Source organism: Arthrobacter sp. FW306-1B-F12A, assembly GCF_058781865.1.
Genome location: NZ_JBYSXD010000029.1, coordinates 1 through 23,427, shown reverse-complemented (window position 1 = coordinate 23,427; position 23,427 = coordinate 1). Strand labels below are relative to the sequence as shown.

Below are 23,427 nucleotides of genomic sequence, written 5' to 3'. Positions count from 1 at the left end.
GAAGCAATAGTGAGCGACGGTCCGCTGATCGTACAGAGCGACAAAACCATCCTGCTGGAAGTCGACCACGAGCTCGCCACCGAGGCACGGCATGCGATCGCGGCGTTCGCCGAGCTTGAGCGCGCCCCCGAACACGTCCACAGCTACCGGCTCACCCCTTTGGGCCTGTGGAATGCGCGCGCGGCGGGACTGGACGCCGAAAAAGTCCTCGACACTCTCCTGCGCTATTCCCGTTTCCCGGTGCCGCACTCTTTGCTGATCGACATCGAAGAGACCATGTCCCGCTACGGCCGCTTGCGCCTGGAAAAGGACCCGCAACACGGATTGGTCATGCGGACCACCGACTACCCCGTACTCGAGGAAGTCAGCCGGGCCAAGAAAATCGCGCCGTTGCTGGGGCCCAGGATCGACGGCGAAACCGTCGTGGTGCATTCCTCCCAGCGGGGACAGCTCAAGCAATTGCTGCTCAAGCTCGGATGGCCGGCCGAGGACCTCGCCGGCTACGTGGACGGCACGCCGCACCTGATCGCCTTGAACGAGGACGGTTGGCACCTGCGGCCGTACCAGAAGCTTGCCACGGAGAACTTCTGGGCGGGCGGCAGCGGCGTCGTCGTGCTGCCCTGTGGCGCGGGCAAGACCTTGGTGGGGGCCGCAGCCATGGCTACGAGCTCCACCACCACGCTGATCCTGGTGACCAACACGGTCGCGGCCCGGCAATGGAAGGACGAACTCCTCAAGCGGACGTCGCTGACGGAGGAGGAGATCGGCGAGTATTCGGGCGCGGTCAAGGAAGTCCGGCCCGTCACGATCGCCACCTACCAGGTCCTGACCACCAAGCGCGGAGGCCTTTACCCGCACCTGGAACTCGTGGACGGGCACGATTGGGGACTCATCATCTACGACGAGGTCCATCTCCTCCCGGCTCCGATCTTCCGGATGACCGCGGACCTGCAGGCCCGGCGGCGCCTGGGACTCACGGCGACGCTTGTGCGTGAGGATGGCCGCGAGGGCGAGGTCTTCAGCTTGATCGGTCCCAAACGCTACGACGCACCGTGGAAGGACATCGAAGCCCAGGGCTACATTGCGCCGGCGGACTGCGTGGAGGTCCGGGTAGACCTGCCTAGGGACGAGCGCGTGGCCTACGCGATGGCTGAGGATGCGGACAAGTACCGGCTCTGCGCGACGTCCGAGACCAAGACCCACTTGGTGGAGCAGCTCGTTGCTCTGCACCAAGGCGAGCCGCTGCTGGTGATCGGCCAGTACATCGACCAGTTGGATGAGATCGGCGAGCGCCTGGACGCTCCCGTGATCAAGGGCGATACGACAGTCAAGGTGCGGCAGAAGCTCTTCGACGCCTTCCGGGCCGGTGACATCAAGACCCTCGTGGTATCCAAGGTGGCCAACTTCTCGATCGACCTACCCGAGGCATCCGTGGCGATCCAAGTGTCGGGGTCTTTCGGTTCCCGCCAGGAGGAAGCTCAACGCTTGGGGCGCCTGCTTCGGCCCAAGCAGGACGGCCGCGCGGCACGCTTCTACTCCTTGGTGGCCCGGGACACCCTCGACCAGGATTTTGCGGCCAAACGGCAGCGCTTCCTCGCCGAACAGGGCTACGCCTACCGGATCATGGACGCCAAGGACGTACCCGCCGGGTAAGGCGCGTCATTTTTTCTGGCTAGGCAACCAGCTGTTGTGCGTGTTCCTGGGGCTGCGCTCCTTGCCGCACGACGACGTCGACCACAGCCCAGGACTCCTCGTCCTTGAGCTGCGCATCCGCGAAGCGTTCGGCGGCGCGGCGGTCGCTGAAGTCCTCGTGCTCGATGCGTCCGGAGAGCGTGTCCAGGTAGCTGACATGGAATTCGACGTCTTGAATTTCAACGCGTGATTCTTGTTTGTTTTCCATGGCTCAAGTGTGAATCCGGGGTCCGACAATTTAGGACTGTGCCCGCGGCGTGTTGGCTTTTGGCCGGATTGCCGAGGCCTGCGCAGCACCATTCAGGCCCTGCGCAGCACTTCCGCGGCGGTGCTCCGGACCGCCTCGGTCACAGCGTCCAATATGCGCGACGGTGTCCGCCACCTTTGCCAGTACAGAGGCACGTCCAATGGCCGCTCAGGCGCGAGTTCCACCAGGGATCCATCGGCTATGTCCCGGCCGCATTGCGGTTCAGGCAGCAATCCCCACCCGAGCCCCAAACGAATGGCCTCGGCAAACTCCTGGCTGGACGGAACAAAGTGGCGCGGGCCTGCAGGCTCCATCCCACGAGCCGCACCGCCCAGGAGTTCCAGGAAGCGGTGCTGGTACTCGTCCTTGCGGTCGAAGTCGACGGCGGGAGCAGCGCAGAGCGAGGCGACATCGACGCCGTCGGGAAGCCACCGTGCCCTGAAGCCCGGAGTGGTGACGGCACGGTATCGCATGCTCCCGAGCGGCTCAACCCGGCATCCCTGCACCGGCTCAGGAGTCGCGGTCACTGCGGCCATGACAGTTCCGGCGCGCAGCATGGACGTGGAATACTGCTCGTCGTCGCGGTGAAGATCGAAGACAGCGTTCAGCTCCGCGGGAACCCTTGTCAGGGCCTTGAGGAACCAGACGGACAAGGAATCCGCGTTGACGACGATCGGAACCGAGACCATCGGGGATTCGCCGGGCAGGCCCAGTTCAAGTTCGGCGTCGGCCTCCAACTGGGCGAGCTGCCGCGCCAATCTGAGCACCACATGTCCCGACTCCGTGGCCTGGACCGGATTGCTGCGCTGCAGCAATACCCTTCCGGACGCTTGTTCAAGCGCCTTGAGACGCTGGGAGACCGCCGACGGCGTGACGTTCAGTGACCGGGCGGCGGCGTCGAGCGTGCCTTCCGTGAGCACGGCGGCGAAGGTGTGCAACTGTTCGGAGGAGAATCTGGCCATAAGACAATCTTACGATGCTTAAGAATAATTAGCTGGACTAATGACGAAGGTGGAACTTAGCCTCGAAGAATGAACTCCCCCGACGTCTTCCACGCCGCCGGCTTGGGCCTCGGCACAGGCCTGGCCCTCATTGTCGCGATTGGCGCCCAAAATGCCTTCGTCCTCCGGCAGGGCATCCGCGGCGAGCATATCGGTGCGGTCGTTGCCGTGTGCGCCATCTCGGACGCCGTGCTCATCGCGGCCGGGGTACTCGGCACAGGCGCCCTGCTCGCCGCGGCGCCTGCCGCCGTCGTCGTTCTCCGCTTTGTCGGTGCGGCATTCCTGGTGACATACGGCGTGATGGCGGCACGGCGCATCCTAAGGCCGCAAGCGCTCGTCTCCGCGGAGCCTGGACCGTCGGGGGCCGGCCGAAGCGGACTGGCGTCAGCACTGGCGACTGTCCTGGCGCTGACATGGCTCAACCCCCACGTCTACCTGGACACCGTATTGCTCCTGGGATCCGTGGCGAACGCGCAAGGGCCCGGCCTCCAGTGGTGGTTCGGCGCCGGAGCCATGCTGGGCAGTATCCTATGGTTCTGTTCCCTCGGCTTCGGCGCGAAACTGCTGCGCGGATTCTTTGCGCGACCGGCGTCCTGGCGAATCCTTGACGGCGGAATTGCTGTCACCATGGTGGGACTCGGCGTCGGGCTGGCTCTCGGCAGTTAGCCCGGGCCCACAACCACGACACCCCGATAATTCTCACAACAAGCGTCCAGTCAACTCCCAGAAACTGGGAGCATCATGAATGGTATGAAAAAGAACGGCCCCGAAGCCAAGCTCCTCGTCGTCGACGACGAACCCAACATCCGTGAGCTGCTCTCCACCTCGCTGCGCTTTGCTGGCTTTGAGGTCGTTGCGGCGTCGAACGGCCGCGAAGCGCTCGCTGCCGCCGATCTTCACGCCCCGGACCTCGCGGTCCTGGATGTCATGCTCCCCGACATGGACGGGTTCACTGTCACCCGCCGCCTTCGCGCCGCCGGTAAGCACTTCCCTGTCCTGTTCCTGACTGCCAAGGACGACACGGAGGACAAGGTCACGGGCCTGACCGTGGGCGGCGACGACTACGTCACCAAGCCTTTCAGCCTGGATGAAGTGGTGGCGCGGATCCGCGCCGTGCTTCGCCGCACGCAGCCAATGGAAGACGACGACGCCGTCATCCGCGTGGATGACCTGGAGCTCGACGACGACGCGCACGAGGTCCGCCGCGGCGGCACCATCATCGAGCTGTCGCCCACCGAGTTCAAGCTGCTCCGCTATCTCATGCTGAACCCCAACCGGGTGCTTTCCAAGGCGCAGATCCTGGACCACGTCTGGGAATACGACTTCAATGGCGACGCCTCGATTGTTGAGTCCTACATTTCCTACCTCCGGCGCAAGGTGGACATTGATCCGGATGCCACTGCCTTGATCCAGACCAAGCGCGGCGTCGGTTACGTATTGCGGACGGCCGAGAAGCGCTGACTTTGTTCAACCGTTGGAAGTCGGCCTCCCTCAGGTCGCAGCTGGTCGCCATCATCATGGGGCTGCTGCTCCTTGCCTTGGCCGCCACTGGCGCCGGGACGCTGACGCTCGTCAAGAGCTACCTCCAAGGGCAAGTGGATGACAAACTCAGGGCTGCCGTCCAGATCGCCCAGCAGCAGCAGTCCTTTGCCAACCTGTCTGAGGCGAGCCCCGCCGTGCCCACGGACTATTCCCTGACGCTCTACGTCCAGGGCCAGCCGCCCTATCCGTTCGGCGGAAGCAAGACGGATCGGCCGAGCATCGCCAACATCACCCCGGGTGAGGCCAAGAACCGCAATTACGCACCCTTCCAGGTGAACGGCACCGCTGGCGGCGATTGGCGTGTGGTGGCGGTCAACGTAGTGGACAACCGGACCGGGCAGAACGCGGTGGTGATCGTGGGCCTGCCGCTGTCCCCCGTGGACCGAGTCATGGAACACGCCACGCTCGTGGTGGTCGGCGTCGGACTCTTGACCCTGGTGCTCGCGTTCTTCATCGCGACATGGACCGTTGCACGTTCCTTCCGCCCCCTCGCCCGCGTTGAGAAGACGGCGGCCGCAATCGCTGCCGGTGATCTCTCGCGTCGCGTGGATATCGAGAATCCGGTCACCGAGGTCGGCCGCCTGGGCGCTTCCCTCAACGCCATGCTCGCGCACATTGAATCGTCCTTTGCGGCGCGTGCCGCCTCCGAGGCAAGGATGCGGCGATTCGCCGCCGACGCCTCCCACGAGCTACGCACGCCCTTGGTCACCATCCGCGGCTTCTCCGAGCTTTACCGCCACGGCGCCCTTGCCACGCCGGAAGACGTGGGCACCGCCATGGGCAGGATCGAGAGCGAAGCCAAGCGCATGGGATCCATGGTGGAAGACCTGCTGCTGCTGGCCCGCCTGGACGAACAACGGCCTTTGCAGCTCAAGCCGGTGGATCTGCACCTACTGGCGAATGACGCCGTCGTAGACTCACTCGCAACGTCGGGCGAGCGGAAGATTTCGCTCACAGGGCTCGACGGCGGAGCGGCAGCGCCCGCCCCGGTCCAGGGTGACGAGGCCAAGCTTCGTCAGGTCCTGGGGAACCTGGTGGGTAACGCCTTGCGCTACACCCCCGAAGGAACGCCGATTGAGCTCGCCGTCGGGGTCCGGAACACGCCCGCCGGCCCGTTGTCCGTTCTCGAGGTGCGGGACCACGGCAGCGGCATTCCGGCCGAGGAACTGCCCCGGATTTTCGAGCGCTTTTACAGGGCGGACACTTCGCGCACGCGGGAAACGGGCGGCAGCGGGCTCGGTCTCGCGATTGTGGCTGCAATTGTCGGATCCCACCGCGGTACCGTCCGGGTCGAAGAGACCGACGGCGGCGGAGCCACCCTGGTTGTCAGCCTCCCCTTCCAGGACGAGCTGTCCGAGATGCCCGAAGATGCGGGCATCGCCGAGGCGGAGATCTCCGACTAGCAGTTTTCTATGCCTGGCGGCTTGATTGAGCGAGTTGTCCACATAGGGAGATTCGGCACTGTCCGGGCCATGTGACGGCTTCTAGGCTCGTGGTGTGGACCACAAGCCAGCCGCACCTGCGGATCTCTTTGATTGAAAGGCAACGCCCCATGAGCGTCATCTCCGTCGATACCGAACTGCTCCAGCTCAAGTCCGCCAACGTCAAGGCCACCGTGGATCGGATCAGCGCCGATGTCCAAGCGATGAAACGGGGCCTGGACGAGCTCCAAGCTACGTGGAAGGGATCAGCGGCCAACAACTTCCAGGCCCTCGTCTCGGAGTGGACGTTGACCCAGAACAAGGTGGAGGCTTCGCTGGCATCCATCAACCTCGCGCTGTCCTCCGCGGCGGCAAGCTACCTCCAGACCGAGCAAGGCAACACCCAGCGGTTCAGTTACTGACAGCTGGGCCCGGGATCCCGGCGGTGCGGCCAATCCGCCGTCCCGCCGGGGTCCAGCCGCTTTCCAGGGTCCGGTTGCTTCTGAGCCGTTACTTCTCCGGCGTCGACTGGTGGAAGCGCAACCGCCATCGGCCGTCGTCGAGCAACCAGATCGAGCTCCGCAATGCGGAGCCTGTTCGCCCATAACTTCTATAACTGAGCAGCATGGTGTTACTGGAGAGGCGTTCAGCGGAAATTATTTCTACTTCCGCGTTTTCCCCGGGATCGCCCTCCAACGCCATCATGAGTTCGTCCCGGGACCAGACGCGTCCGGAGCTGCCAATCTCGGTAAAGTCCGGGTGCAGCAGGATCCCTGTGCGCCCGAGGTCTCCCCTGACGTCGGGCCTCAGGAGCTCCCTCTCAAGGAGAATGACCGTTTCCTCGTCCGAGCGCCCTCCGGCCTGGCCAAGGACCCCTTCGTCGTCGCCGGCGAACAAAGTGGGCTCGATGAACGTCTCCTGCTCCGTGAACGCCCCCGCCGCGTTCGGCAAGGACGACCCGGTTGAGAGGTCCTGACCGCCGAACAACGTGAGGTCTTCATCCTGGGCATCCGCGTCGTCGTGGTCGTCGTCGAAAAGCGAGGGCGCCTCCATAGGCGCTGTACGGGCTGACGGCGTGCCAACTGATGGTGTGCCGACTGACAGCGTGCGGGACAAGGACCGTGCGGCTTCAGCTCCCGGATAGCCCGGCCCGGCAGGCGCGGCTATTCCCTGCTGGAACGCTGTGGCGACCGCACGCGCGCGATCGTCGGCCGCCTCGTTGAGGTCGTGGCCGGCATGGCCTTTGACCCACTCGAACGAGTACCTGCGGCCGACAATAGCCTGGTCGATGTCCTTGAGGAGATCGACGTTCAAGACGGGCTTCCCGTCCGCTTTGCGCCAGCCCTTGCGCTTCCATCCCGGCATCCACTTGGTGATGCAATTGATGACGTACTGGCTGTCGCAGAGAATCTTCAGCTCTTCATCGGGAACATGTGCCGTGGACCGGAAGAGGTCCAGCACCGCCATGAGCTCGCCCTGGTTGTTGGTTCCGTGCGGCCACCCCCCGGCCCTCCAGCAAGAGTCGTTCACGTACCAGGCCCAACCGGCAGGCCCGGGATTGCCGAGGGCAGAACCATCGGCGGCAGCAATAATCGTCATGGTTTCCATCCTGCCAGACCACCCCGACACTCCTTGACCCCAGAACTGAGCGGGCGTCCGCCCAAAACCCGACATACGTGAGCGGGCGTCCGTCCAAAACCCGACATACGTGAGCGGGCGTCCGCCCAAAACCCGACATACGTGAGCGAGCGTCGTTAAACGGCGACGACGGCCCCCACCTGAAGTGGGGACCGCCGTCGTGCGTGTGGCTGGTGGGCTACAGCGGGGGCTAGAAGCCGCCCATGCCGCCCATGTCGTCGCCGCCACCCATAGACGGAGCGTTCTTCTCCGGCTTGTCGGCAACAACGGCCTCGGTGGTCAGGAACAGACCAGCGATGGAGGCAGCGTTCTGGAGAGCCGAGCGGGTGACCTTTACGGGGTCGTTGACGCCGGCAGCCAGCAGGTCCTCGTAAACGCCGGTTGCAGCGTTCAGGCCGTGGCCCGACGGCAGGCCGCGGACCTTGTCGATGACAACGCCCGGCTCAAGGCCGGCGTTGTAAGCGATCTGCTTGAGCGGAGCGTCGATGGCAACGCGGACGATGTTGGCGCCCGTTGCTTCGTCGCCTTCGAGCTGCAGGTTGGCGAATGCCTTGGCACCGGCCTGGATGAGGGCAACGCCACCACCGGCGACGATGCCTTCTTCAACGGCAGCCTTCGCGTTGCGGACTGCGTCCTCAATGCGGTGCTTGCGCTCCTTGAGCTCTACCTCGGTTGCGGCACCGGCCTTGATGACTGCAACGCCACCGGCCAGCTTGGCCAGGCGCTCCTGCAGCTTCTCGCGGTCGTAGTCGGAATCGGAGTTCTCGATCTCGGCACGGATCTGCGCCACGCGGCCGGCGATGGCGTCGGCGTCGCCGGCACCTTCGACGATGGTGGTCTCGTCCTTGGTGACAACAACCTTGCGGGCGTTGCCGAGCAGTTCGAGGGTTGCGTTCTCGAGGCTGAGGCCGACCTCCGAGGAGATGACCTGGCCACCGGTGAGGATCGCGATGTCGGCGAGCTGTGCCTTGCGGCGGTCACCGAAGCCCGGAGCCTTGACGGCAACGGACTTGAAGGTGCCACGGATCTTGTTGACGATCAGGGTGGCCAGGGCCTCGCCCTCGATGTCTTCGGCGATGATCAGCAGCGGCTTGTTGGACTGCATGACCTTCTCCAGGACCGCAACGAGTTCCTTCACGTTGGAGATCTTGGAGTTGACGATCAGGATGTACGGGTCTTCAAGGATGGTTTCCTGGCGTTCTGCGTCGGTGACGAAGTAAGCGGAGATGTAACCCTTGTCGAAGCGCATGCCTTCGGTGAGCTCAAGCTCAAGGCCGAAGGTGTTGGACTCCTCGACCGTGATGACGCCTTCCTTGCCGACCTTGTCCAAGGCTTCAGCAATGAGGTTACCGATTTCGGTGTCGCCGGCAGAGATGGAAGCCGTGGCAGCGATCTCTTCCTTGGTCTCGATCTCCTTGGCGGAGGCGAGCAGCTCGCGGATGACGGCGTCAACAGCCTTCTCGATGCCGCGCTTGAGGGACAGCGGGTCGGCGCCGGCAGCTACGTTGCGCAGGCCTTCCTTGACCAAAGCCTGGGCCAGGACGGTGGCGGTAGTGGTGCCGTCGCCAGCGACGTCGTCCGTCTTCTTGGCAACTTCCTTGACCAGCTCTGCGCCGATCTTCTCGAACGGGTCGTCCAGCTCGATCTCCTTGGCGATGGAAACACCATCATTGGTGATCGTGGGGGCGCCCCACTTCTTTTCGAGGACGACGTTGCGTCCACGCGGGCCGAGGGTGACCTTGACGGCGTCGGCGAGGATGTTCAGACCCCGCTCGAGACCGCGGCGTGCCTCTTCATCAAATGCAATGATCTTGGCCATAACGGCGGTAGTCCTTTCGGGACAGTCGTTAAGAAGGTGCCTTCACTGCGGTGCCCGCGACGGACGATCCTTCGCATTCGGCCTCTGTACGCCGCGTGCTCCGGACCTCACCCCAGCAAGGTTTTCTTTGTTCCCCCAGGCACCGCCACCATTCCATACGGCCGAAGCCGTGAAGGATTAGCAGTCAATGCCTGAGAGTGCTAATCAATAATTAGCACTCACCCGAGGAGAGTGCAAGCAGGAAGAGCCGGAAACTACTCGCCACGCCCAGGGAATTCGCTACGGGCACAAGCCGTCACGGAGTCCGGGAGGCCGTCTCTTTGCCACTGACCCGCGCAGTGTTGTCAGCCCCGTAGGTGAAGACCATGTAATTGGACGAGGTAACGTCCCCGTTGGCGTCGAACCCGATGGTGCCGGACTCGCCGTCGTAATCCGGGAGCTTGGCCCCCTTCAGCACCTCGACGCAGTCCTTGTATGAGGCACAAGACGTACGTTCTTTCGTTGCCGCATCGCCCGACGCCGGACGCACTCCGCCGGACACAGTGGTGAGCCAGGCCGCGATCGAGCCTCCCGCATCGTCGCCCGCCGTTGAGGCGGCAAGCGCCGCGAGGGTGACGGCGTCGTACGTCTCGGCAGCGTACGTCGTGTCCTTGAGCTTGGGGTCGATGCCCGTCAGCTCGGCTTGGAACTCCGCACTCGGGAAGACGCCCGGAAGAATTCCCCGCGCGCCGTCGAGGCCACCTGCACCGAGCGCGGTTCCGTATTGGCGGATCGCGCCGTCGCTCAAGATCAGGCTCTTGCCGCTCAGCCCCGCATTCAGGAGCTCAGCCAGGGCGCCTTGGGCGCCATCACGGGCAACCACGACGACGGCGTCCGGCGTACCGGACTTGATGCCCGCCGCGGCGGGAGCTGCTTTGCCTGCCGCGAATTCCGCATTGGACACGGCGTCCATTCCGAGGCCGCGGGCAGCATCCATGACCGCTCCCGAGACGCGCGTACCGTAATCCCCGGCTTCGTGGAGGACCGAAATGCGCTTGGCGCCGGCGTCGCGGGCAAGCTTCGCCAGGACGCTGCCCTGTGCGGCATCAGCGGCAGACGTGCGGAAGTAGAAGCCGCCATTCTTGTAGCTGCTCAGCCCCGACGCCGTGTTCGCCGGCGAGATGAGCGGAATCCGGGCGGGAGAGAGCACATCGATCGCGGCGGGCGCATGGCTCGAATCGCTCGGCCCCACGACGACGTCTGCGTGGGCGGACAACAACGCCTTGGCTTGTGCCGCAGTGTCGGCAGAGAAGGCCGCCGCGCCGGCCCCTTGGCTAGCGCCACCGCCTTCACCGGCCGCCGACGCCGGTAGCAAGTCGACGGGACGGCCCTTGTATCCGCCGGCGTCGTTGATTTGTTTGACAGCCAACTTGGCGGCAGCCAGTTCGGACTCGTTGAGGAATGCGGAACCACCGGTATTGTCCAGGATCACGCCGATGCGCAGGACGCCGTCGCCGCTTGGGGTAACGGAGCTCAGTCTGGCGTTGCCGACGGGGGCGGAACATCCGGCCACTCCAAGGGCCAAGGCTGCCGAAGCTGCAAGAAGAGAAACTACCCGGGACCGGCGCGCTCCGAGGGGCCAGGACAGCCCTGTTGCCGCAACACCCACTAGATAAGCCGCACGCTTTCTGCCTGCGGGCCCTTCTGGCCCTCGCCCAGTTCGAAGTCGACGCGTTGTCCTTCTTCGAGCGCACGGAAGCCATCCATCTGGATGGCGGACCAATGCACAAAGATGTCGTCACCGGACTCATCCACGGTGATGAATCCGTAGCCCTTTTCGGCATTGAACCATTTGACGGTTCCCAAAGCCATGATCCCCACACTTTCAACTAGCAGTGGCCGGCTTCCGGGATCTCCGGGCCAGCTCACAACTACTGTAACCACAGTCACGTTGCCGTAGCGCAACCTTGGGTGCGGGTGGCCGCAATGTTATTGAGGCGTAACCGAGTTGCTATTTGTAACCGGGGCCCAGAACCACAACCACGGGCTGCTGGAACTCCGCGCTGTCCACGAGGTTGGAAATGCCCAGCAATTTGCCGAGGGCTTCGGCATTGCCCTTCTGCGCCGCGCCTTTGTAGAAGACCGACGACGTCTGCTGGGGCATGCCGCCCCAATTTGCGACAGTGGACAACGGCCATCCTCCGCCTTGCACCATGCCGGCCACACGCGCAGCCAGGCCACCGGTGGTGGTGCCGTTGTAGACCGCTACTGCCGCCGTCTTGTCCAATGGCGCCGTCGTGGGGGTCGGCGTCGGCGTGCTGGACGGAGTGTCGCCCGGGCTCGGCTGGGTAGACGGCTGGCTGGATGCCTGCGCAGAGCTGTTCGCCGAAGGTGGCGCCGCGGCGCTTTGCTTGGAAGTGTCAGCGGTGACGACGGCTTGCGGCGTCGTCGACGAGGTGAAGCCAAGCTTCGGAAGGATCAGGAAGGCAACGAGTCCTACAGCAAGTGCGATGCCGCCCAGCAGCAGCACCGGCCACAGGGCCGGCCGGGAAGCAGACGCGACGAGCCTGTGGACACCTTGCCGCGATGAGCTCTGCGGGACACGGTCGAATTCATCCCGGGCAAATTTGGTCATGGTGAAGCCTTGTCCTTGCTGCTTGCTGGCTGGGGGATCAGCGGGTGCTCTATGCGTCGGAACCGAGACGGCGCGCTGTGCGGGCCCTCTGACGTGACATACGTAGTCTACGCAATCTCTTGACCAGCATAGGATCGTGCGCCAATGCTTCCTCGGTGTCTATGAGGGCATTGAGCAGCTGATAGTAGTGGGTCGCGGAGAGATCGAAGAGTTCCCGGACGGCCTGTTCCTTGGCCCCGGCGTACTTCCACCATTGCCTCTCCAGGGCGAGCATCTGCTGTTCACGCTCGCCGAGCGGCGAATCACTGCGGAGTCCGGCGGACAGGTCTTCGAGCACCAATCCAGTTGCTTCGGACGCCATGGGTTCCCGTGCGGGTTCTGCCACGACACACTCCTTCGACGCATTGACTGAAAAATGTCCCCCGCCCATGGTAACGGGCGAATAACACCGATGTCATTTGCCCCGCCGCCTTGAGGGCCGGCGCTTTCCCCCGGACCGCGAGGACAGGGACAATGGCTGGGTGGCAGGCGAAGAAGCGTTATTTGAGCTTGAATCCGAAGATCACTCCGCCGGGTTCGAGGCACTACCCGGAATGGCCTTGGAGGATCTCATGGCGCCGGACTGGGCGGGCGCGCTCTCCGGCATCGAGGACGAGTTGCGCTCGGTGCTCGCCTTCGTGGCGGCCGAGGCCGGCCGCGGAGCGCACGTGCTGCCTGCGGCGTCCAACATACTTCGTGCCTTCCGGCAGCCGCTGGCCGACGTGAAGGTGCTGATCCTGGGCCAGGACCCCTACCCGACGCCGGGACACGCCGTCGGGCTCTCTTTCGCGGTTTCCGGACAAACACGGCCCATCCCCCGCAGCCTCTCGAACATCTACCGGGAGATGGAAACCGATCTCGGGCTCCCGCCGCGGGTCCACGGCGATCTTTCGGCCTGGACGGGCCAAGGAGTACTCCTCCTGAACAGGGTGCTCAGCGTCGCGGCCGGTGCTGCCGGCTCGCACCGGGGCAAAGGCTGGGAGGCCATCACGACGGCGGCGGTCACCGCCGTCGCCCGCCGACGAAATGCTGCCGGGCAGCAGAGTCCGCTCGTCGCGATCCTGTGGGGCAAGGACGCTGAAGCCGTACAGCCGCTGCTTGAAGGCGCCCCCGTGATCTCCTCCGCCCATCCCAGCCCGCTCTCCGCGTCGCGGGGTTTCTTCGGCTCTCGCCCGTTCAGCCGCGCCAACGCCCTGCTCCGGATGCAAGGCGCGGATCCCGTCATCTGGGAGCTTCCACCGCTGCCCTAGCTTAGGCTTGCCTACATGACATCTTTGCCCGCCACGTCGTCTGCATCCCGCAATACCCGCCCCCAAGTGAACCTGACTGTGCTGCGCACGGAACAGCTGTCGCCCCACATGGTGCGGATCATTGCTGGTGGACCCGGATTTGCCGGTTATGCGAACAACGGCTTCGTGGACCGATATGTGAAGATCGTGTTCCCGCAGCCCGGCGTCGAGTATGAGTTGCCGCTGGATCTGTGGGCCATCCGCGAGACCATGCCGCGCGAACAATGGCCGTACACCCGCACCTACACCGTCCGTTGGGTGGACGAAGCTGCGCAGGAACTGGCAATCGACTTCGTGGTCCACGGCGACGAAGGCCTTGCAGGCCCATGGGCCCTGGCGGCCCAGCCCGGCGACACACTTGTCTTCACGGGCCCCGGCGGCGCCTACAACCCGGCGCCCGACGCCGACTGGTACCTTTTCGCCGGCGACGACGCCGCGCTCCCGGCGATTGCCGCCGCGATCGAATCCCTGCCGGCCGACGCGAAGGGCCTTGCTTTCCTCGAAGTCGATAGCGACGCGGACATCCTTGATATCGCCGCTCCCGAGGGCGTGGAGCTGCGCTGGCTCCTTCGCTCCGGAGTCCCGGCCGGATCAAGCTCGATCCTGCTCGATGCCTTGGGCGAAGCCGAGTGGCTGCCCGGACGCGTAGACGTGTTTGCGCACGGTGAACGCGGCTACATGAAGGGCCTGCGCGACATCTTCTTCAAGCAGCGTGGGCTCGAGCGGTCCCAGGTATCGCTTTCCGGATACTGGGCCCAGGGGCGTGTGGAGGACGATTTCCAGGCGGAGAAGAAACTCCCTATCGGGCAAATCTAGCGGTCCTTACCGCTTGGCGGCCCAGCGGACGCGGCTAGCGCCGGCGCACGCGGCGGCGCTCGTTGCTGGCCAGTCCCTTGGTCAGTGGCCGGGCAAGGTTGTCCCCCAGCACGATTCCCGCGGCCACACCCAGCACGATTGCTCCGGCGTTGAGCATGCCTCCCGAACCCACCAGTACATCTGCTTCTTGCACCGTCAATACATACATGGAACGGAATATCTTCAGGCCCGGGAGCAGGATGAGGGCGGCCGGGACGGCGACCACGAGCTGCGGGGCTCCGAGCCTGAGCGCCACCATCCGCGCGAGCAGGCCGATGACCACGGCGGAAATCGCCGGCGAGAGCCGGTCTCCGAAACCAAGGCTGGAAGCCCCCCACAAGACGAAGTAACCCACCAAACCCACTGCCGCCGTCGGGAGCAGAAGTTTGAGCAGGGTCTGTTCGGTGATGCCGATGGCAATCACGGCTACGGCTATCAGGATGGCCTGGCCCCACAATGGATACGCCTCGGGGAATGTTTGCGTGACGTCGATCGCGACGCTGCCGATGAGGTCACCCACAACTACCGCGACGGCGATGCCCGCAACGATCGCGCCGAAGGTCAGGATCGTGGACAGGAATCGTCCGGCCGCAGTCACGGGGAATCCGTTGATGGCGTCTTGCACGGAAGAGACGAGCCGCCCGGTTGGCAACAGCAGGAGAATGCCGCCCGCCACGACGATGGACGGCGGGATGTCCGCCCCGGTCCAGTGGAGCATGAGCGCGATGAACGTGACCAGGAAGGAGCAGGCCGCTGTCACGAAGAAGTCGGGCGTGCGCCACTTGCCCAATTGCCGGGCCACGAGATTGACAAGCATGTTGGAGACGAAAGCCAGGGCGGAAGCGCCAAGTCCCCCGCCCAGGACTCCGACGAAGACAGCAGAGAAGACGCCGAACGCCATGGTGACCATCCACCGTGGGAAGGGCTTGCTGCTGCGGATAATGTCATCCAGCCGGTTCACCGCTTCCGACCTGCCTACACCGCCAGCCACGATATCCGTGACGAGTTGGTGCACCTGGGCCAGGCCTGCGTAGTTGTTGGTCCAGGAGCGAACAACCCGGAGCAGTGTGATGGGGGTCTGGTCCTTGGGCGCATAGTTGAGCGCGACCGACTGGTTGGTGATGTCCACTTCGATGTTCTTCAAGCCGAGCGCAGCCGTGACCGCGATGATGCTGGTCTCCACTTCCAGGGCACCTGCCCCGTAGCGGAACATCGTTTCGGCCATATGCAGGGCGAAGTCGATGGTCTTGCGGGCCGATGCGTCAACACCGCCCACATGGATGATGGGGTTGGCGTAGGGACTACCCGCCAGGCGGTCGACGATGCTCATGGGGGCAGTGGGAGGGTTCTCCCCCTGCACCAGCCTGCGAAGCATGCGCTTGGCGTTGACATTCTGGCGCACCTGGGATGGCTTGAGCGGCTGCGTCTTGGGCAAGCCATCCGTGTTGGGCCTGTTGTCGGGGCGGTCAGTCACGCGGGTGTTCCTCCAAAGGGCGTGGTTCCTCCATATACGGGGTAGTGCAACATGCGGTAGGCGGGGTGGCGCTGCGAGCCTTCTGGAACTGCTGGCCTAGTAGAACTGTTGACCCGTGCGACGGGTGTAGATCTGCCGTGCGATACGTTCGCCCGCAGCAGTCCAGAGCTTGTACTTCAGCGGGCTGATGACTTGGTCATAGCAGCCGACGAAGTCGGTGACGGTCTTGCTGAAGCTGGTCTTGAACAGGCCAAGTCCGTGGAACGGGTGCGAGGTGTCTTTGAGCCGGTCCGCGGGCGGAGTGCCGCAGAAATCGTACTCCGTGCAACCCAGTTCCTTGACCTGGTTGATGGCCGTCCACTGGACCAAGTGCGAATCGCCGTACTGCGCGCGCTTCTGCAGCGATCCGCCGTCCTTGTAGGTGCCTTTTCGGCCATAGTTGATGACGAAGGCTCCGACCGATGGCACACCGTTTTCAAAGACAAAGAGGAGCCTGCCCTGGCCACGCTCGATGAAGTTGGTCCAGAACTGGCGATAGTACCCGAATTCACGGACCCGCACTTGGGACTTCGCCTCAACCGTGTTAGTCATCAGCGCATACATCGAACGGAAGTTCTCTTCCGTGGGTTCCATGGTGTGCACTTCAACGCCTTCGCGGATGGCCCGGCGAACGGCGTTGCGGCCGCGGGAATGCAGGTTGCGCAGCAACTGGTTCTCCTCGGGAGAGATGTCCAGCAGGGCTGTGGAGTCGTTCGGCTGCAGGTTGGGGGTCTTGACCACTCCGGTGGCCTCGATCGCGTCCCGGGCTTCGCCACTGAGGACAATGTCCGGCTCCATCTTAACGGCGAAAACCCCGAGCTTGTCCCGCTTCACGAATTCCCGGTTTGCCTTGATGATCCCCGGAATGTCCTCGACGCCGGCAACGTCGGGGCCCTTGATGAGGTACCAGAGCTTGCCGAGCAGTGGAAAGCTCTTCTCCAGGACCAGGTTGTAGCTGCTGTAGTCCGCGGTCTCGTAGACGAGATGCAAGGGCTTCCAGCCAAAGTGTTGCTTCACGTCCGCGAAGGCCTCGGATTGGAGGAGGTTGCCGCCGTTGGGGTTGGCCGTGACGTGTTTGTCCCAGTGTTCGATTTCCTCGGCGGTGGCAAAGCGTGCGGTAAATTCTCGCAAGGGGGCCGTGTCCAATCAGTTGCGTACGTGAGGCAGCAGGCACCGGTGTGCGGCGCAGGCGTTCAGCTCCAAGTCTATCGGCCCCCACAGCAAGCTACTGCGTGGTCCGTTTCCAACGCCTTGAGCTGGGTCCCTTTCGATTTCTCACAGCCGCGGCAAAGGTTCCCCAAAGTCCGCAGCTATCCGGGCAACGGAAAGTGGTTACAACGAAAGCCGAACCAGGAGGATCCGTTGATCGTCTACCGCCCCCTTCCGCCGCTCACCACCGGCCGCAGCAACAGCTGGTGGTCGGTATTCGCCGCCATGGCATCCGCAGCATTGCTGGGCCCCGCTTGGCCATCCGGTGGCCGCCGCCTCGAATATCAAGAAGCGGCGGTCAGCACTCCACGACGTTGACGGCGAGGCCGCCCATGGCGGTTTCCTTGTATTTGGAGGACATGTCCTTGCCGGTCTCGCGCATGGTCACGATGACCTCGTCCAAGGAGACGCGATGGGTGCCGTCCCCCCAGAGCGCCATCTTCGCCGCGTTGATGGCCTTCGCCGCTGCGATCGCGTTGCGTTCGATGCACGGGATCTGCACGAGTCCGCCGATCGGGTCGCAGGTTAGTCCGAGGTTGTGTTCCATTGCGATCTCGGCAGCGTTTTCCACCTGTCCCGGGGAGCCGCCCATGACTTCGGCCAATCCGGCGGCGGCCATCGAGGAAGCGGAGCCGACCTCGCCCTGGCAGCCCACTTCGGCGCCGGAGATCGAGGCCTGCTCCTTGTAGAGCACCCCGACGGCGCCCGCGGCGAGCAGGAACTTCACCACGACGTCGTCGCGGTCCTGTTGCGTGGCCTTGTCCATGCCGGGGGCGAAATGCAAGGCGTAGTACAGCACGGCGGGGATGATCCCGGCGGCGCCGTTGGTGGGCGCGGTGACCACGCGGCCGCCCGAGGCGTTTTCCTCGTTCACGGCCAACGCGATCAGGTTCACCCATTCCTGCCAGTACTTCGGATCCCGGTAGTCAGGATCCTGGTCTTTGGTTTCCTTCAGGAGACGCTCGTGCCAGTCCGGGGCCCGACGGCGGACCTTCAGTCCGCCGGGCAGCACGCCTTCGCGCTTGAGGGACGTTTCAACACAGGCCTCCATGACGGACCAGATGTGCAGCAGGCCTTCACGGATTTCCTCTTCGGTGCGGGAAGCGCGTTCGTTGATAAACATGATGTCCGAGATGCCAAGCCCCTTGGAGGAGCAACGGCCCATGAGTTCAGCGGCAGTACGGAAGGGCAGCGGGAGTTCCTTCTTGGACTCCTCCAGTTCCTTCTGGGCCGCGTCCTCTTCACCCTCCCGGACGATGAAACCACCGCCCACGGAAAAGAACGTGGCCTCGTGCAGCACCTCGCCGTCGGCGTCGGACACGGAGAACTTCATCCCGTTCGTATGGCGGGGAAGAACTGTGAGCGGGTGCAGGATCATGTCCGCTTCCCCGTACGGCAGCGACACCCCCGATTCGGGATCGACCGCGCCGCAAAGGCTCAGCAGACCGGTCTCCGCGATCGACGCGAGCCGTTCCTCCACTTCCTCGGGGAGGATCTCCTCGGGGTGGTAACCCTCCAGGCCCAGCAGCACCGCAGTCATGGTGCCGTGCCCCCGGCCCGTGGCAGCCAAGGAACCATACAGATCAACGCGCAGCGACGCCACCCGTTCCAGGGCACCGGAATCCTTCAGCTCACCCGCAAAGACCGCAGCAGCCCGCATCGGCCCCACGGTATGCGAACTCGAAGGACCAATCCCAATAGAGAAAAGATCGAAGACGCCAACAGCCATGGTCGGTTCCTAACTAGATGGTGGGGGTTGGGGATGGGTGGCGGGTGACCGCATTCCTCCGCGTGCTGCTCCTTCGTCGCTTTGACGCACGCTTCCGGAATACGCTCACCCGCTGTCTAGCCGTCACCAGAGCGAACGGTCAATGTTCTCGCGCTTCAAAGGAGGCGACCAGAGGGCCCCTTCGGGCCCGGCCTCCGGCAGCATGCGTCTAAGGGAGCGTCACGTCCGCTCAGCGGGCGTCTACGCGACCGAGCATGCCGAGGAGGTCGGACCCGACGGGCGTTGCCGATCCGATCTCTGACTACGCGAGGTTCGCGACGCCCGGGTAGAGCGGGTGCGCGGCGGCGAGTGCCTCCACGCGGTGACGCAGGCCGGAGAGGTCCGCGCCGGCGTCGGCGATCAGTGCCTCGGCGATGATGTCCGCAACTTCACGGAACGCCGCTTCACCGAAACCGCGTGTTGCCAATGCCGGGGTGCCGATCCGCAGGCCGGAGGTCACCATCGGCGGGCGCGGGTCGAACGGAACCGCGTTGCGGTTGACGGTGATTTCGATCGCGGCGAGGCGGTCCTCGGCCTGCTGGCCGTCGAGTTCGCAGTTGCGCAGGTCCACGAGCACCAGGTGCACGTCCGTGCCGCCGGAAATCACGGAGATCCCCTTGGCCGTGACGTCGGGCTGGACGAGGCGCTCGGCCAGGATCCGGGCACCGGCCAGCACACGTTCCTGGCGTTCCTTGAACTCTTCCGAACCGGCGATCTTGAAGGCCACGGCCTTGCCGGCGATCACGTGCTCCAACGGGCCGCCCTGCTGGCCCGGGAAGACCGCGGAGTTGATCTTCTTGGCGATGTCGGCGTCGTTGCTCAGGATGATGCCGCCGCGCGGACCGGCGAGGGTCTTGTGCGTCGTCGACGTCGTGACGTGCGCGTGCGGGACTGGGGACGGGTGCAGGCCGGCGGCCACGAGGCCGGCGAAGTGCGCCATGTCCACCATGAGGTACGCGCCCACCAGGTCGGCGATGCGGCGGAACTCGGCGAAGTCCAGCTGGCGGGCATAGGCGGACCAGCCGGCCACGATCAGCGCCGGCTTGTGCTCGAGTGCCAGGCGCTCCACCTCGGCCATGTCGATCCGGTGGTCCTCTTCGCGAACCTGGTACGGGATCACGTTGTACAGGCGGCCGGAGAAGTTGATCCGCATGCCATGGGTCAGGTGCCCGCCGTGTGCCAGGTTCAGGCCCATGATGGTGTCGCCCGGCTTGATGAGGGCGTGCATCACCGAGGCGTTGGCCTGGGCACCGGAGTGCGGCTGCACGTTCGCGTACTCTGCGCCGAAGAGGGCCTTCACGCGGTCGATCGCAAGCTGCTCGATGACGTCCACGTGCTCGCAGCCACCGTAGTAGCGCTTGCCCGGGTAGCCCTCGGCATACTTGTTGGTCAGGACCGAGCCCTGCGCCTGCATGACAGCCACGGCGGTGTGGTTCTCGGACGCGATCATTTCCAGGCCCGAACGCTGACGGTTCAGCTCATCGTCGATCTTCGCCGCGATCTCCGGATCCAGCTCTGACAACACGGTGTCCAGGGACGGCGAAACTACCTGCTCGAACAGGGTGTTATCGGTACCTGCGGCCCCGGTTGCGGCGCTCACAGCTCGCCACCGTTCTTGGAAGCGTATTCCTCCGCGGAAAGCAGCGGGCCGTCGGACTCGGCGGCCACCTTGAAGAGCCACCCCGCACCATACGGATCGTTGTTGATCAGTGCGGGATCGTCGACGACGGCGGAGTTCACTTCCGTGACCTCGCCCGTCACCGGGGAGTACAGGTCCGAGACGGACTTGGTGGACTCAACCTCGCCGCAGGTCTCCCCCGCAGTCACAGCGGCACCGACCTCGGGCAAGTCAACGTACACAATGTCGCCGAGGGCGTCGGTGGCCACGGCGGAAATGCCGACAGACACAAGGTTGCCGGCTTCGCGGGCAACCCACTCGTGCTCGTCGGAGTACTGGAGTTCAGGTGCAACTTTTGCCATGTTTTTTCCTTTGCGTTGGTCTAAGAAAACAGTTGTGGTCAGGTTACGCGGCGGGGGCCGCCATCCTCTGCGTGCTGCTCCTTCGTCGCTTTGACGCACGCTGCCGGATGCCGCTCCCCCACCGCTAGAGGCTTGTTCAGTTTTCGGGGCCAACAGTTCCGGAAAAGAACGCTGGCCCTTTCGGGTTTAGTAGGTGACCCGTGGTTCCAGTAGGCCGATTCAGTTCCAGTGGGCCAACCTGCGGGAGGTAGCCCACCTTCCAAAAACCTAGGGCGATCGAACGCGACAGGTGCAGGTTCGCAACAGAGGCACCAAGGGTGAGCCGAGGTCCATACCGTTCGCCCTTCTGTTCGATAACCACCCATCAGTTCGATAACCAAAGGTGACGAGGACGGCCCCATCGGGACCGGCATCCGGCAGCGGGCGTCTAAGGGAGCGTCACGTCCGCTCAGCGGGCGTCTTTCGCGACCGAGCCCGCAGAGGATGTCGGTCCCGACGGGCTAAACGCAACCACGGTCACCCATCCGAAACTTATTTGGTCCGCTTATAGAACGGCAAGGTGACAACCTCAAACGGCTCGGACTTGCCGCGCAAGTCCACGTCCAGGGCCGTGCCCGGTTCGGCGTGTTCGACGTCGACATAGGCCAACGCTACGGGGTAGCCGAGGGTGGGGCTGGGCTGGCCGGAGGTGACTTCGCCGACAACTGCGCCGTCCTTGAGGACCGGGTAATGGCTGCGGCCGGCGCGGCGGCCCAAGCCCTTGAGGCCAACCAGCTTGCGGCCGCTGGTGGAACCGGCGCCCTCAGCCTTCAGGGCTTCCAGGGCAGCGCGGCCTACGAAGTCGCTTTCCTTGGCGAGCGAGACAACAGGGCCCAGGCCTGCCGAGAAGGGGTTGCCTTCGCGGGAGAGCTCGTTGCCGTACAGCGGCATCCCGGCTTCGAGGCGCAGGGAGTCGCGCGAGGCCAGGCCGGCGGGGATCAGCTCGCCGTCCTCGGCAACGTCCGCGATTGCTTGCCACAGGGCGGCAGCGTCGTCGTTGTCCACGAAGATTTCGAAGCCGTCCTCGCCCGTGTAACCGGTGCGGGCGAGCAGCAGATCCGTGGTGTTCCCGGCAAAGGTGAAGGGCACCTCAACGGCGGCGTAGTACTTGAGCCCGGTGACGAGGGAGTGCTGTTCGGCCGGGACCAAGCGGAGGAGGATTGCCTCCGCTTTGGGACCCTGGACGGCGATCAGCGAGGTTGCCGCGGAGGCGTCCTCGACGACGACGTCGAAGTTGGCTGCCCGCTGCGCCAGCGCCTCGGCGACAACCTTGGCGTTGCCGGCGTTCGGAACCACCAGGAACTTGGCATCGCCGCGGCGGTACGTGATGAGGTCGTCGATGATGCCGCCGTCTTCCTGGCAGATCAGCGAGTACTTGGCCTTGCCAACCGACATGGCGGAGATCTTGCCCACCAAGGCGTAGTCCAGGAAAGCCGCGGCTTCCGGACCGGTGACCCAGACTTCGCCCATGTGGGAAAGGTCGAACAAGCCGGCGGCGTTACGTACTGCGTGGTGTTCGGCCAGTTCGGAGGAGTATTTCAGGGGCATCTGCCAGCCACCGAAATCGGTGAAGGAAGCGCCGAGCTTCTTGTGCTCTTCGTAGAGCGCAGTGTAGTTCTCAGTCATCGTGAGGAGTCCTTTAGTTCTCGAAGGCTTCGATCGGCGGGCAGGAGCAGACCAGGTTGCGGTCGCCTGCGGCGCCGTCGATGCGGCCGACGGGCGGGAAGTACTTGTCCTGCTTGAGGTGGTGGACCGGGAAGACGGCCTGCTCGCGGGAGTACTCACGGTTCCAGTCCGAGGAGACGACGGCGGCCGCGGTGTGCGGTGCGTGGCGCAGCGGGCTGTTCTCCACCGTGAAGTCGCCGTGGGCAACCTGGTCGATTTCCTTGCGGATGGTGATCATGGCTTCGATGAAGCGGTCGATCTCCCCGAGGTCCTCGGATTCGGTGGGCTCCACCATCAGGGTGCCCGCGACCGGGAACGCCAGGGTGGGAGCGTGGAAACCGTAGTCGATGAGGCGCTTGGCAACATCCTCGGCGGTGACGCCGGTCTTGGCCGTCAGTTCGCGCAGGTCAAGGATGCACTCGTGGGCCACGAGTCCGCCTTCACCGGTGTAGAGGACCGGGAAGTACTCGTTCAGGCGCGAGGCGATGTAGTTCGCGGCAAGCAGCGCGGACTTGGTGGCTTCGGTGAGGCCTTCGCCGCCCATGAGCTTCACGTAGGCCCAGGAAATCGGCAACACACCCGCGGAGCCGTAACGCGAAGCGGAAATCGCAACGCCAGTCCCTGGCAAAGAAGCGCCGTCTTCGTGCGCTGCCTTGTTGGCGTCGCCGGGCATGAAGGGTGCGAGGTGTGCCTTGGCCGCGACCGGGCCGACGCCGGGTCCGCCGCCGCCGTGCGGGATGCAGAAGGTCTTGTGCAGGTTCAGGTGGGAGACGTCGCCGCCGAACTTGCCCGGCTGGGCCAGGCCAACCAGGGCGTTCAGATTGGCGCCGTCAACGTACACCTGGCCGCCGGCCGCGTGCACCGAGTCGCAGATTTCGCGGACGTCGGCGTCGTAGACACCGTGCGTGGAGGGGTAGGTGATCATGATGGCCGAAAGGACGTCCTTGTTGGCGTCGATCTTGGCCTGCAGGTCCGCGTGGTCGATGGTGCCGTCGGCAGCGGTGGCCACCACGACCACTTTCATGCCGGCCAGCACTGCCGAGGCTGCGTTGGTGCCGTGGGCGGATGCCGGGATGAGGCAGACGTTGCGCTGGGC

The 23,427-nt window shown here is 64.5% G+C and carries 21 protein-coding genes and 1 pseudogene; 7 read left to right on the top strand and 15 right to left on the bottom strand.

Features of this window, described 5'->3' with window-relative positions; genetic code table 11:
- Positions 1 to 9 precede the first annotated feature (9 nt).
- Positions 10 to 1,653: a DNA repair helicase XPB gene (locus tag AC3WJU_RS14450; RefSeq protein WP_059388201.1), complete on the top strand. Its 1,644-nt coding sequence runs from the start codon at positions 10 to 12 to the stop codon at positions 1,651 to 1,653.
- Between the two features lie 19 nt (positions 1,654 to 1,672).
- On the opposite strand, the gene AC3WJU_RS14445 is transcribed toward AC3WJU_RS14450, so the two are convergent.
- Positions 1,673 to 1,900 carry a hypothetical protein gene (locus AC3WJU_RS14445; protein ID WP_059388202.1) on the bottom strand — a complete coding sequence of 76 codons (228 nt, stop codon included), beginning with the start codon at positions 1,898 to 1,900 and terminating at the stop codon, positions 1,673 to 1,675.
- 92 nt (positions 1,901 to 1,992) lie between these two features.
- Complete coding sequence (locus AC3WJU_RS14440) at positions 1,993 to 2,901, bottom strand: LysR family transcriptional regulator ArgP (protein ID WP_307052763.1); 909 nt, start codon at positions 2,899 to 2,901, stop codon at positions 1,993 to 1,995.
- A gap of 69 nt (positions 2,902 to 2,970) precedes the next feature.
- Here AC3WJU_RS14440 and AC3WJU_RS14435 point away from each other — a divergent pair, with 69 nt between their 5' ends.
- The 4 genes from AC3WJU_RS14435 (at position 2,971) to AC3WJU_RS14420 (ending at position 6,325) form a co-directional block, all read left to right on the top strand.
- Positions 2,971 to 3,606: a LysE/ArgO family amino acid transporter gene (locus tag AC3WJU_RS14435; protein WP_492260182.1), complete on the top strand. Its 636-nt coding sequence runs from the start codon at positions 2,971 to 2,973 to the stop codon at positions 3,604 to 3,606.
- A gap of 84 nt (positions 3,607 to 3,690) precedes the next feature.
- On the top strand, positions 3,691 to 4,401 hold the full coding sequence (locus AC3WJU_RS14430; protein ID WP_059388206.1) for a response regulator transcription factor: 711 nt from the start codon (positions 3,691 to 3,693) through the stop codon (positions 4,399 to 4,401).
- A 2-nt stretch (positions 4,402 to 4,403) separates the two neighbouring features.
- Complete coding sequence (locus AC3WJU_RS14425; RefSeq protein ID WP_307052762.1) at positions 4,404 to 5,885, top strand: sensor histidine kinase; 1,482 nt, start codon at positions 4,404 to 4,406, stop codon at positions 5,883 to 5,885.
- A 149-nt stretch (positions 5,886 to 6,034) separates the two neighbouring features.
- Complete coding sequence (locus AC3WJU_RS14420) at positions 6,035 to 6,325, top strand: WXG100 family type VII secretion target (RefSeq protein ID WP_059388207.1); 291 nt, start codon at positions 6,035 to 6,037, stop codon at positions 6,323 to 6,325.
- Positions 6,326 to 6,413: 88 nt separating this feature from the next.
- Here AC3WJU_RS14420 and AC3WJU_RS14415 read toward each other — a convergent pair whose 3' ends face one another.
- From AC3WJU_RS14415 to AC3WJU_RS14390, 6 genes are all read right to left on the bottom strand, one after another.
- Positions 6,414 to 7,502 carry an RNase H family protein gene (locus AC3WJU_RS14415; RefSeq protein ID WP_492260181.1) on the bottom strand — a complete coding sequence of 363 codons (1,089 nt, stop codon included), beginning with the start codon at positions 7,500 to 7,502 and terminating at the stop codon, positions 6,414 to 6,416.
- 229 nt (positions 7,503 to 7,731) lie between these two features.
- Positions 7,732 to 9,360: a chaperonin GroEL gene (gene groL, locus AC3WJU_RS14410; RefSeq protein WP_492260180.1), complete on the bottom strand. Its 1,629-nt coding sequence runs from the start codon at positions 9,358 to 9,360 to the stop codon at positions 7,732 to 7,734.
- Positions 9,361 to 9,655: 295 nt separating this feature from the next.
- Positions 9,656 to 10,912, bottom strand: coding sequence for an ABC transporter substrate-binding protein (locus tag AC3WJU_RS14405; protein WP_441432755.1), 1,257 nt, complete (start codon positions 10,910 to 10,912; stop codon positions 9,656 to 9,658).
- Between the two features lie 95 nt (positions 10,913 to 11,007).
- Entirely contained in the window at positions 11,008 to 11,211 is a 204-nt protein-coding gene (locus AC3WJU_RS14400) for a cold-shock protein (RefSeq protein ID WP_059388209.1), read from the bottom strand.
- 139 nt (positions 11,212 to 11,350) lie between these two features.
- Positions 11,351 to 11,974: a LytR C-terminal domain-containing protein gene (locus tag AC3WJU_RS14395; protein ID WP_059388210.1), complete on the bottom strand. Its 624-nt coding sequence runs from the start codon at positions 11,972 to 11,974 to the stop codon at positions 11,351 to 11,353.
- 49 nt (positions 11,975 to 12,023) lie between these two features.
- On the bottom strand, positions 12,024 to 12,359 hold the full coding sequence (locus tag AC3WJU_RS14390; protein WP_059388211.1) for a DUF3263 domain-containing protein: 336 nt from the start codon (positions 12,357 to 12,359) through the stop codon (positions 12,024 to 12,026).
- A gap of 136 nt (positions 12,360 to 12,495) precedes the next feature.
- On the opposite strand from AC3WJU_RS14390, the gene AC3WJU_RS14385 reads away from it, so the two are divergent.
- Positions 12,496 to 13,263 carry a uracil-DNA glycosylase gene (locus AC3WJU_RS14385; RefSeq protein ID WP_284989612.1) on the top strand — a complete coding sequence of 256 codons (768 nt, stop codon included), beginning with the start codon at positions 12,496 to 12,498 and terminating at the stop codon, positions 13,261 to 13,263.
- 15 nt (positions 13,264 to 13,278) lie between these two features.
- Positions 13,279 to 14,118, top strand: a complete 840-nt coding sequence (locus tag AC3WJU_RS14380) for a siderophore-interacting protein (protein ID WP_306963011.1) — start codon at positions 13,279 to 13,281, stop codon at positions 14,116 to 14,118.
- Between the two features lie 34 nt (positions 14,119 to 14,152).
- On the opposite strand, the gene AC3WJU_RS14375 is transcribed toward AC3WJU_RS14380, so the two are convergent.
- The 7 genes and pseudogenes from AC3WJU_RS14375 to AC3WJU_RS14345 all read right to left on the bottom strand — a co-directional run.
- Positions 14,153 to 15,631 carry a threonine/serine exporter family protein gene (locus tag AC3WJU_RS14375; protein WP_284989610.1) on the bottom strand — a complete coding sequence of 493 codons (1,479 nt, stop codon included), beginning with the start codon at positions 15,629 to 15,631 and terminating at the stop codon, positions 14,153 to 14,155.
- Positions 15,632 to 15,727: 96 nt separating this feature from the next.
- The gene (locus tag AC3WJU_RS14370; RefSeq protein WP_307052758.1) at positions 15,728 to 16,801 is read right to left on the bottom strand and encodes a lipid II:glycine glycyltransferase FemX; all 1,074 of its coding nucleotides are present in this window, start codon (positions 16,799 to 16,801) and stop codon (positions 15,728 to 15,730) included.
- 376 nt (positions 16,802 to 17,177) lie between these two features.
- The gene (locus AC3WJU_RS14365) at positions 17,178 to 18,608 is read right to left on the bottom strand and encodes an L-serine ammonia-lyase (RefSeq protein ID WP_284989608.1); all 1,431 of its coding nucleotides are present in this window, start codon (positions 18,606 to 18,608) and stop codon (positions 17,178 to 17,180) included.
- Positions 18,609 to 18,909: 301 nt separating this feature from the next.
- Entirely contained in the window at positions 18,910 to 20,247 is a 1,338-nt protein-coding gene (glyA, locus tag AC3WJU_RS14360) for a serine hydroxymethyltransferase (RefSeq protein ID WP_492260179.1), read from the bottom strand.
- Positions 20,244 to 20,627 (bottom strand): glycine cleavage system protein GcvH, encoded by a 384-nt coding sequence (gene gcvH / locus AC3WJU_RS14355; RefSeq protein ID WP_059388212.1) that lies wholly within the window; start codon positions 20,625 to 20,627, stop codon positions 20,244 to 20,246. The genes glyA and gcvH overlap by 4 nt, the downstream gene beginning before the upstream one ends.
- Before the next feature lie 531 nt (positions 20,628 to 21,158).
- Positions 21,159 to 22,292, bottom strand: a complete 1,134-nt coding sequence (gene gcvT / locus AC3WJU_RS14350) for a glycine cleavage system aminomethyltransferase GcvT (RefSeq protein ID WP_492260178.1) — start codon at positions 22,290 to 22,292, stop codon at positions 21,159 to 21,161.
- A 13-nt stretch (positions 22,293 to 22,305) separates the two neighbouring features.
- Positions 22,306 to 23,427 (bottom strand): annotated as a pseudogene (locus tag AC3WJU_RS14345) (glycine dehydrogenase (aminomethyl-transferring)); the annotation flags it as partial.

Coding starts and splice junctions, on each gene's coding strand:
- AC3WJU_RS14445 (WP_059388202.1), bottom strand. CDS start 1,900: ATGGAAAACAAACAAGAATCACGCGTTGAAATTCAAGACGTCGAATTC.
- AC3WJU_RS14440 (WP_307052763.1), bottom strand. CDS start 2,901: ATGGCCAGATTCTCCTCCGAACAGTTGCACACCTTCGCCGCCGTGCTC.
- AC3WJU_RS14435 (WP_492260182.1), top strand. CDS start 2,971: ATGAACTCCCCCGACGTCTTCCACGCCGCCGGCTTGGGCCTCGGCACA.
- AC3WJU_RS14430 (WP_059388206.1), top strand. CDS start 3,691: ATGAAAAAGAACGGCCCCGAAGCCAAGCTCCTCGTCGTCGACGACGAA.
- AC3WJU_RS14420 (WP_059388207.1), top strand. CDS start 6,035: ATGAGCGTCATCTCCGTCGATACCGAACTGCTCCAGCTCAAGTCCGCC.
- AC3WJU_RS14415 (WP_492260181.1), bottom strand. CDS start 7,502: ATGACGATTATTGCTGCCGCCGATGGTTCTGCCCTCGGCAATCCCGGG.
- groL (WP_492260180.1), bottom strand. CDS start 9,360: ATGGCCAAGATCATTGCATTTGATGAAGAGGCACGCCGCGGTCTCGAG.
- AC3WJU_RS14400 (WP_059388209.1), bottom strand. CDS start 11,211: ATGGCTTTGGGAACCGTCAAATGGTTCAATGCCGAAAAGGGCTACGGA.
- AC3WJU_RS14395 (WP_059388210.1), bottom strand. CDS start 11,974: ATGACCAAATTTGCCCGGGATGAATTCGACCGTGTCCCGCAGAGCTCA.
- AC3WJU_RS14380 (WP_306963011.1), top strand. CDS start 13,279: ATGACATCTTTGCCCGCCACGTCGTCTGCATCCCGCAATACCCGCCCC.
- AC3WJU_RS14365 (WP_284989608.1), bottom strand. CDS start 18,608: ATGGCTGTTGGCGTCTTCGATCTTTTCTCTATTGGGATTGGTCCTTCG.
- gcvH (WP_059388212.1), bottom strand. CDS start 20,627: ATGGCAAAAGTTGCACCTGAACTCCAGTACTCCGACGAGCACGAGTGG.
- gcvT (WP_492260178.1), bottom strand. CDS start 22,292: ATGACTGAGAACTACACTGCGCTCTACGAAGAGCACAAGAAGCTCGGC.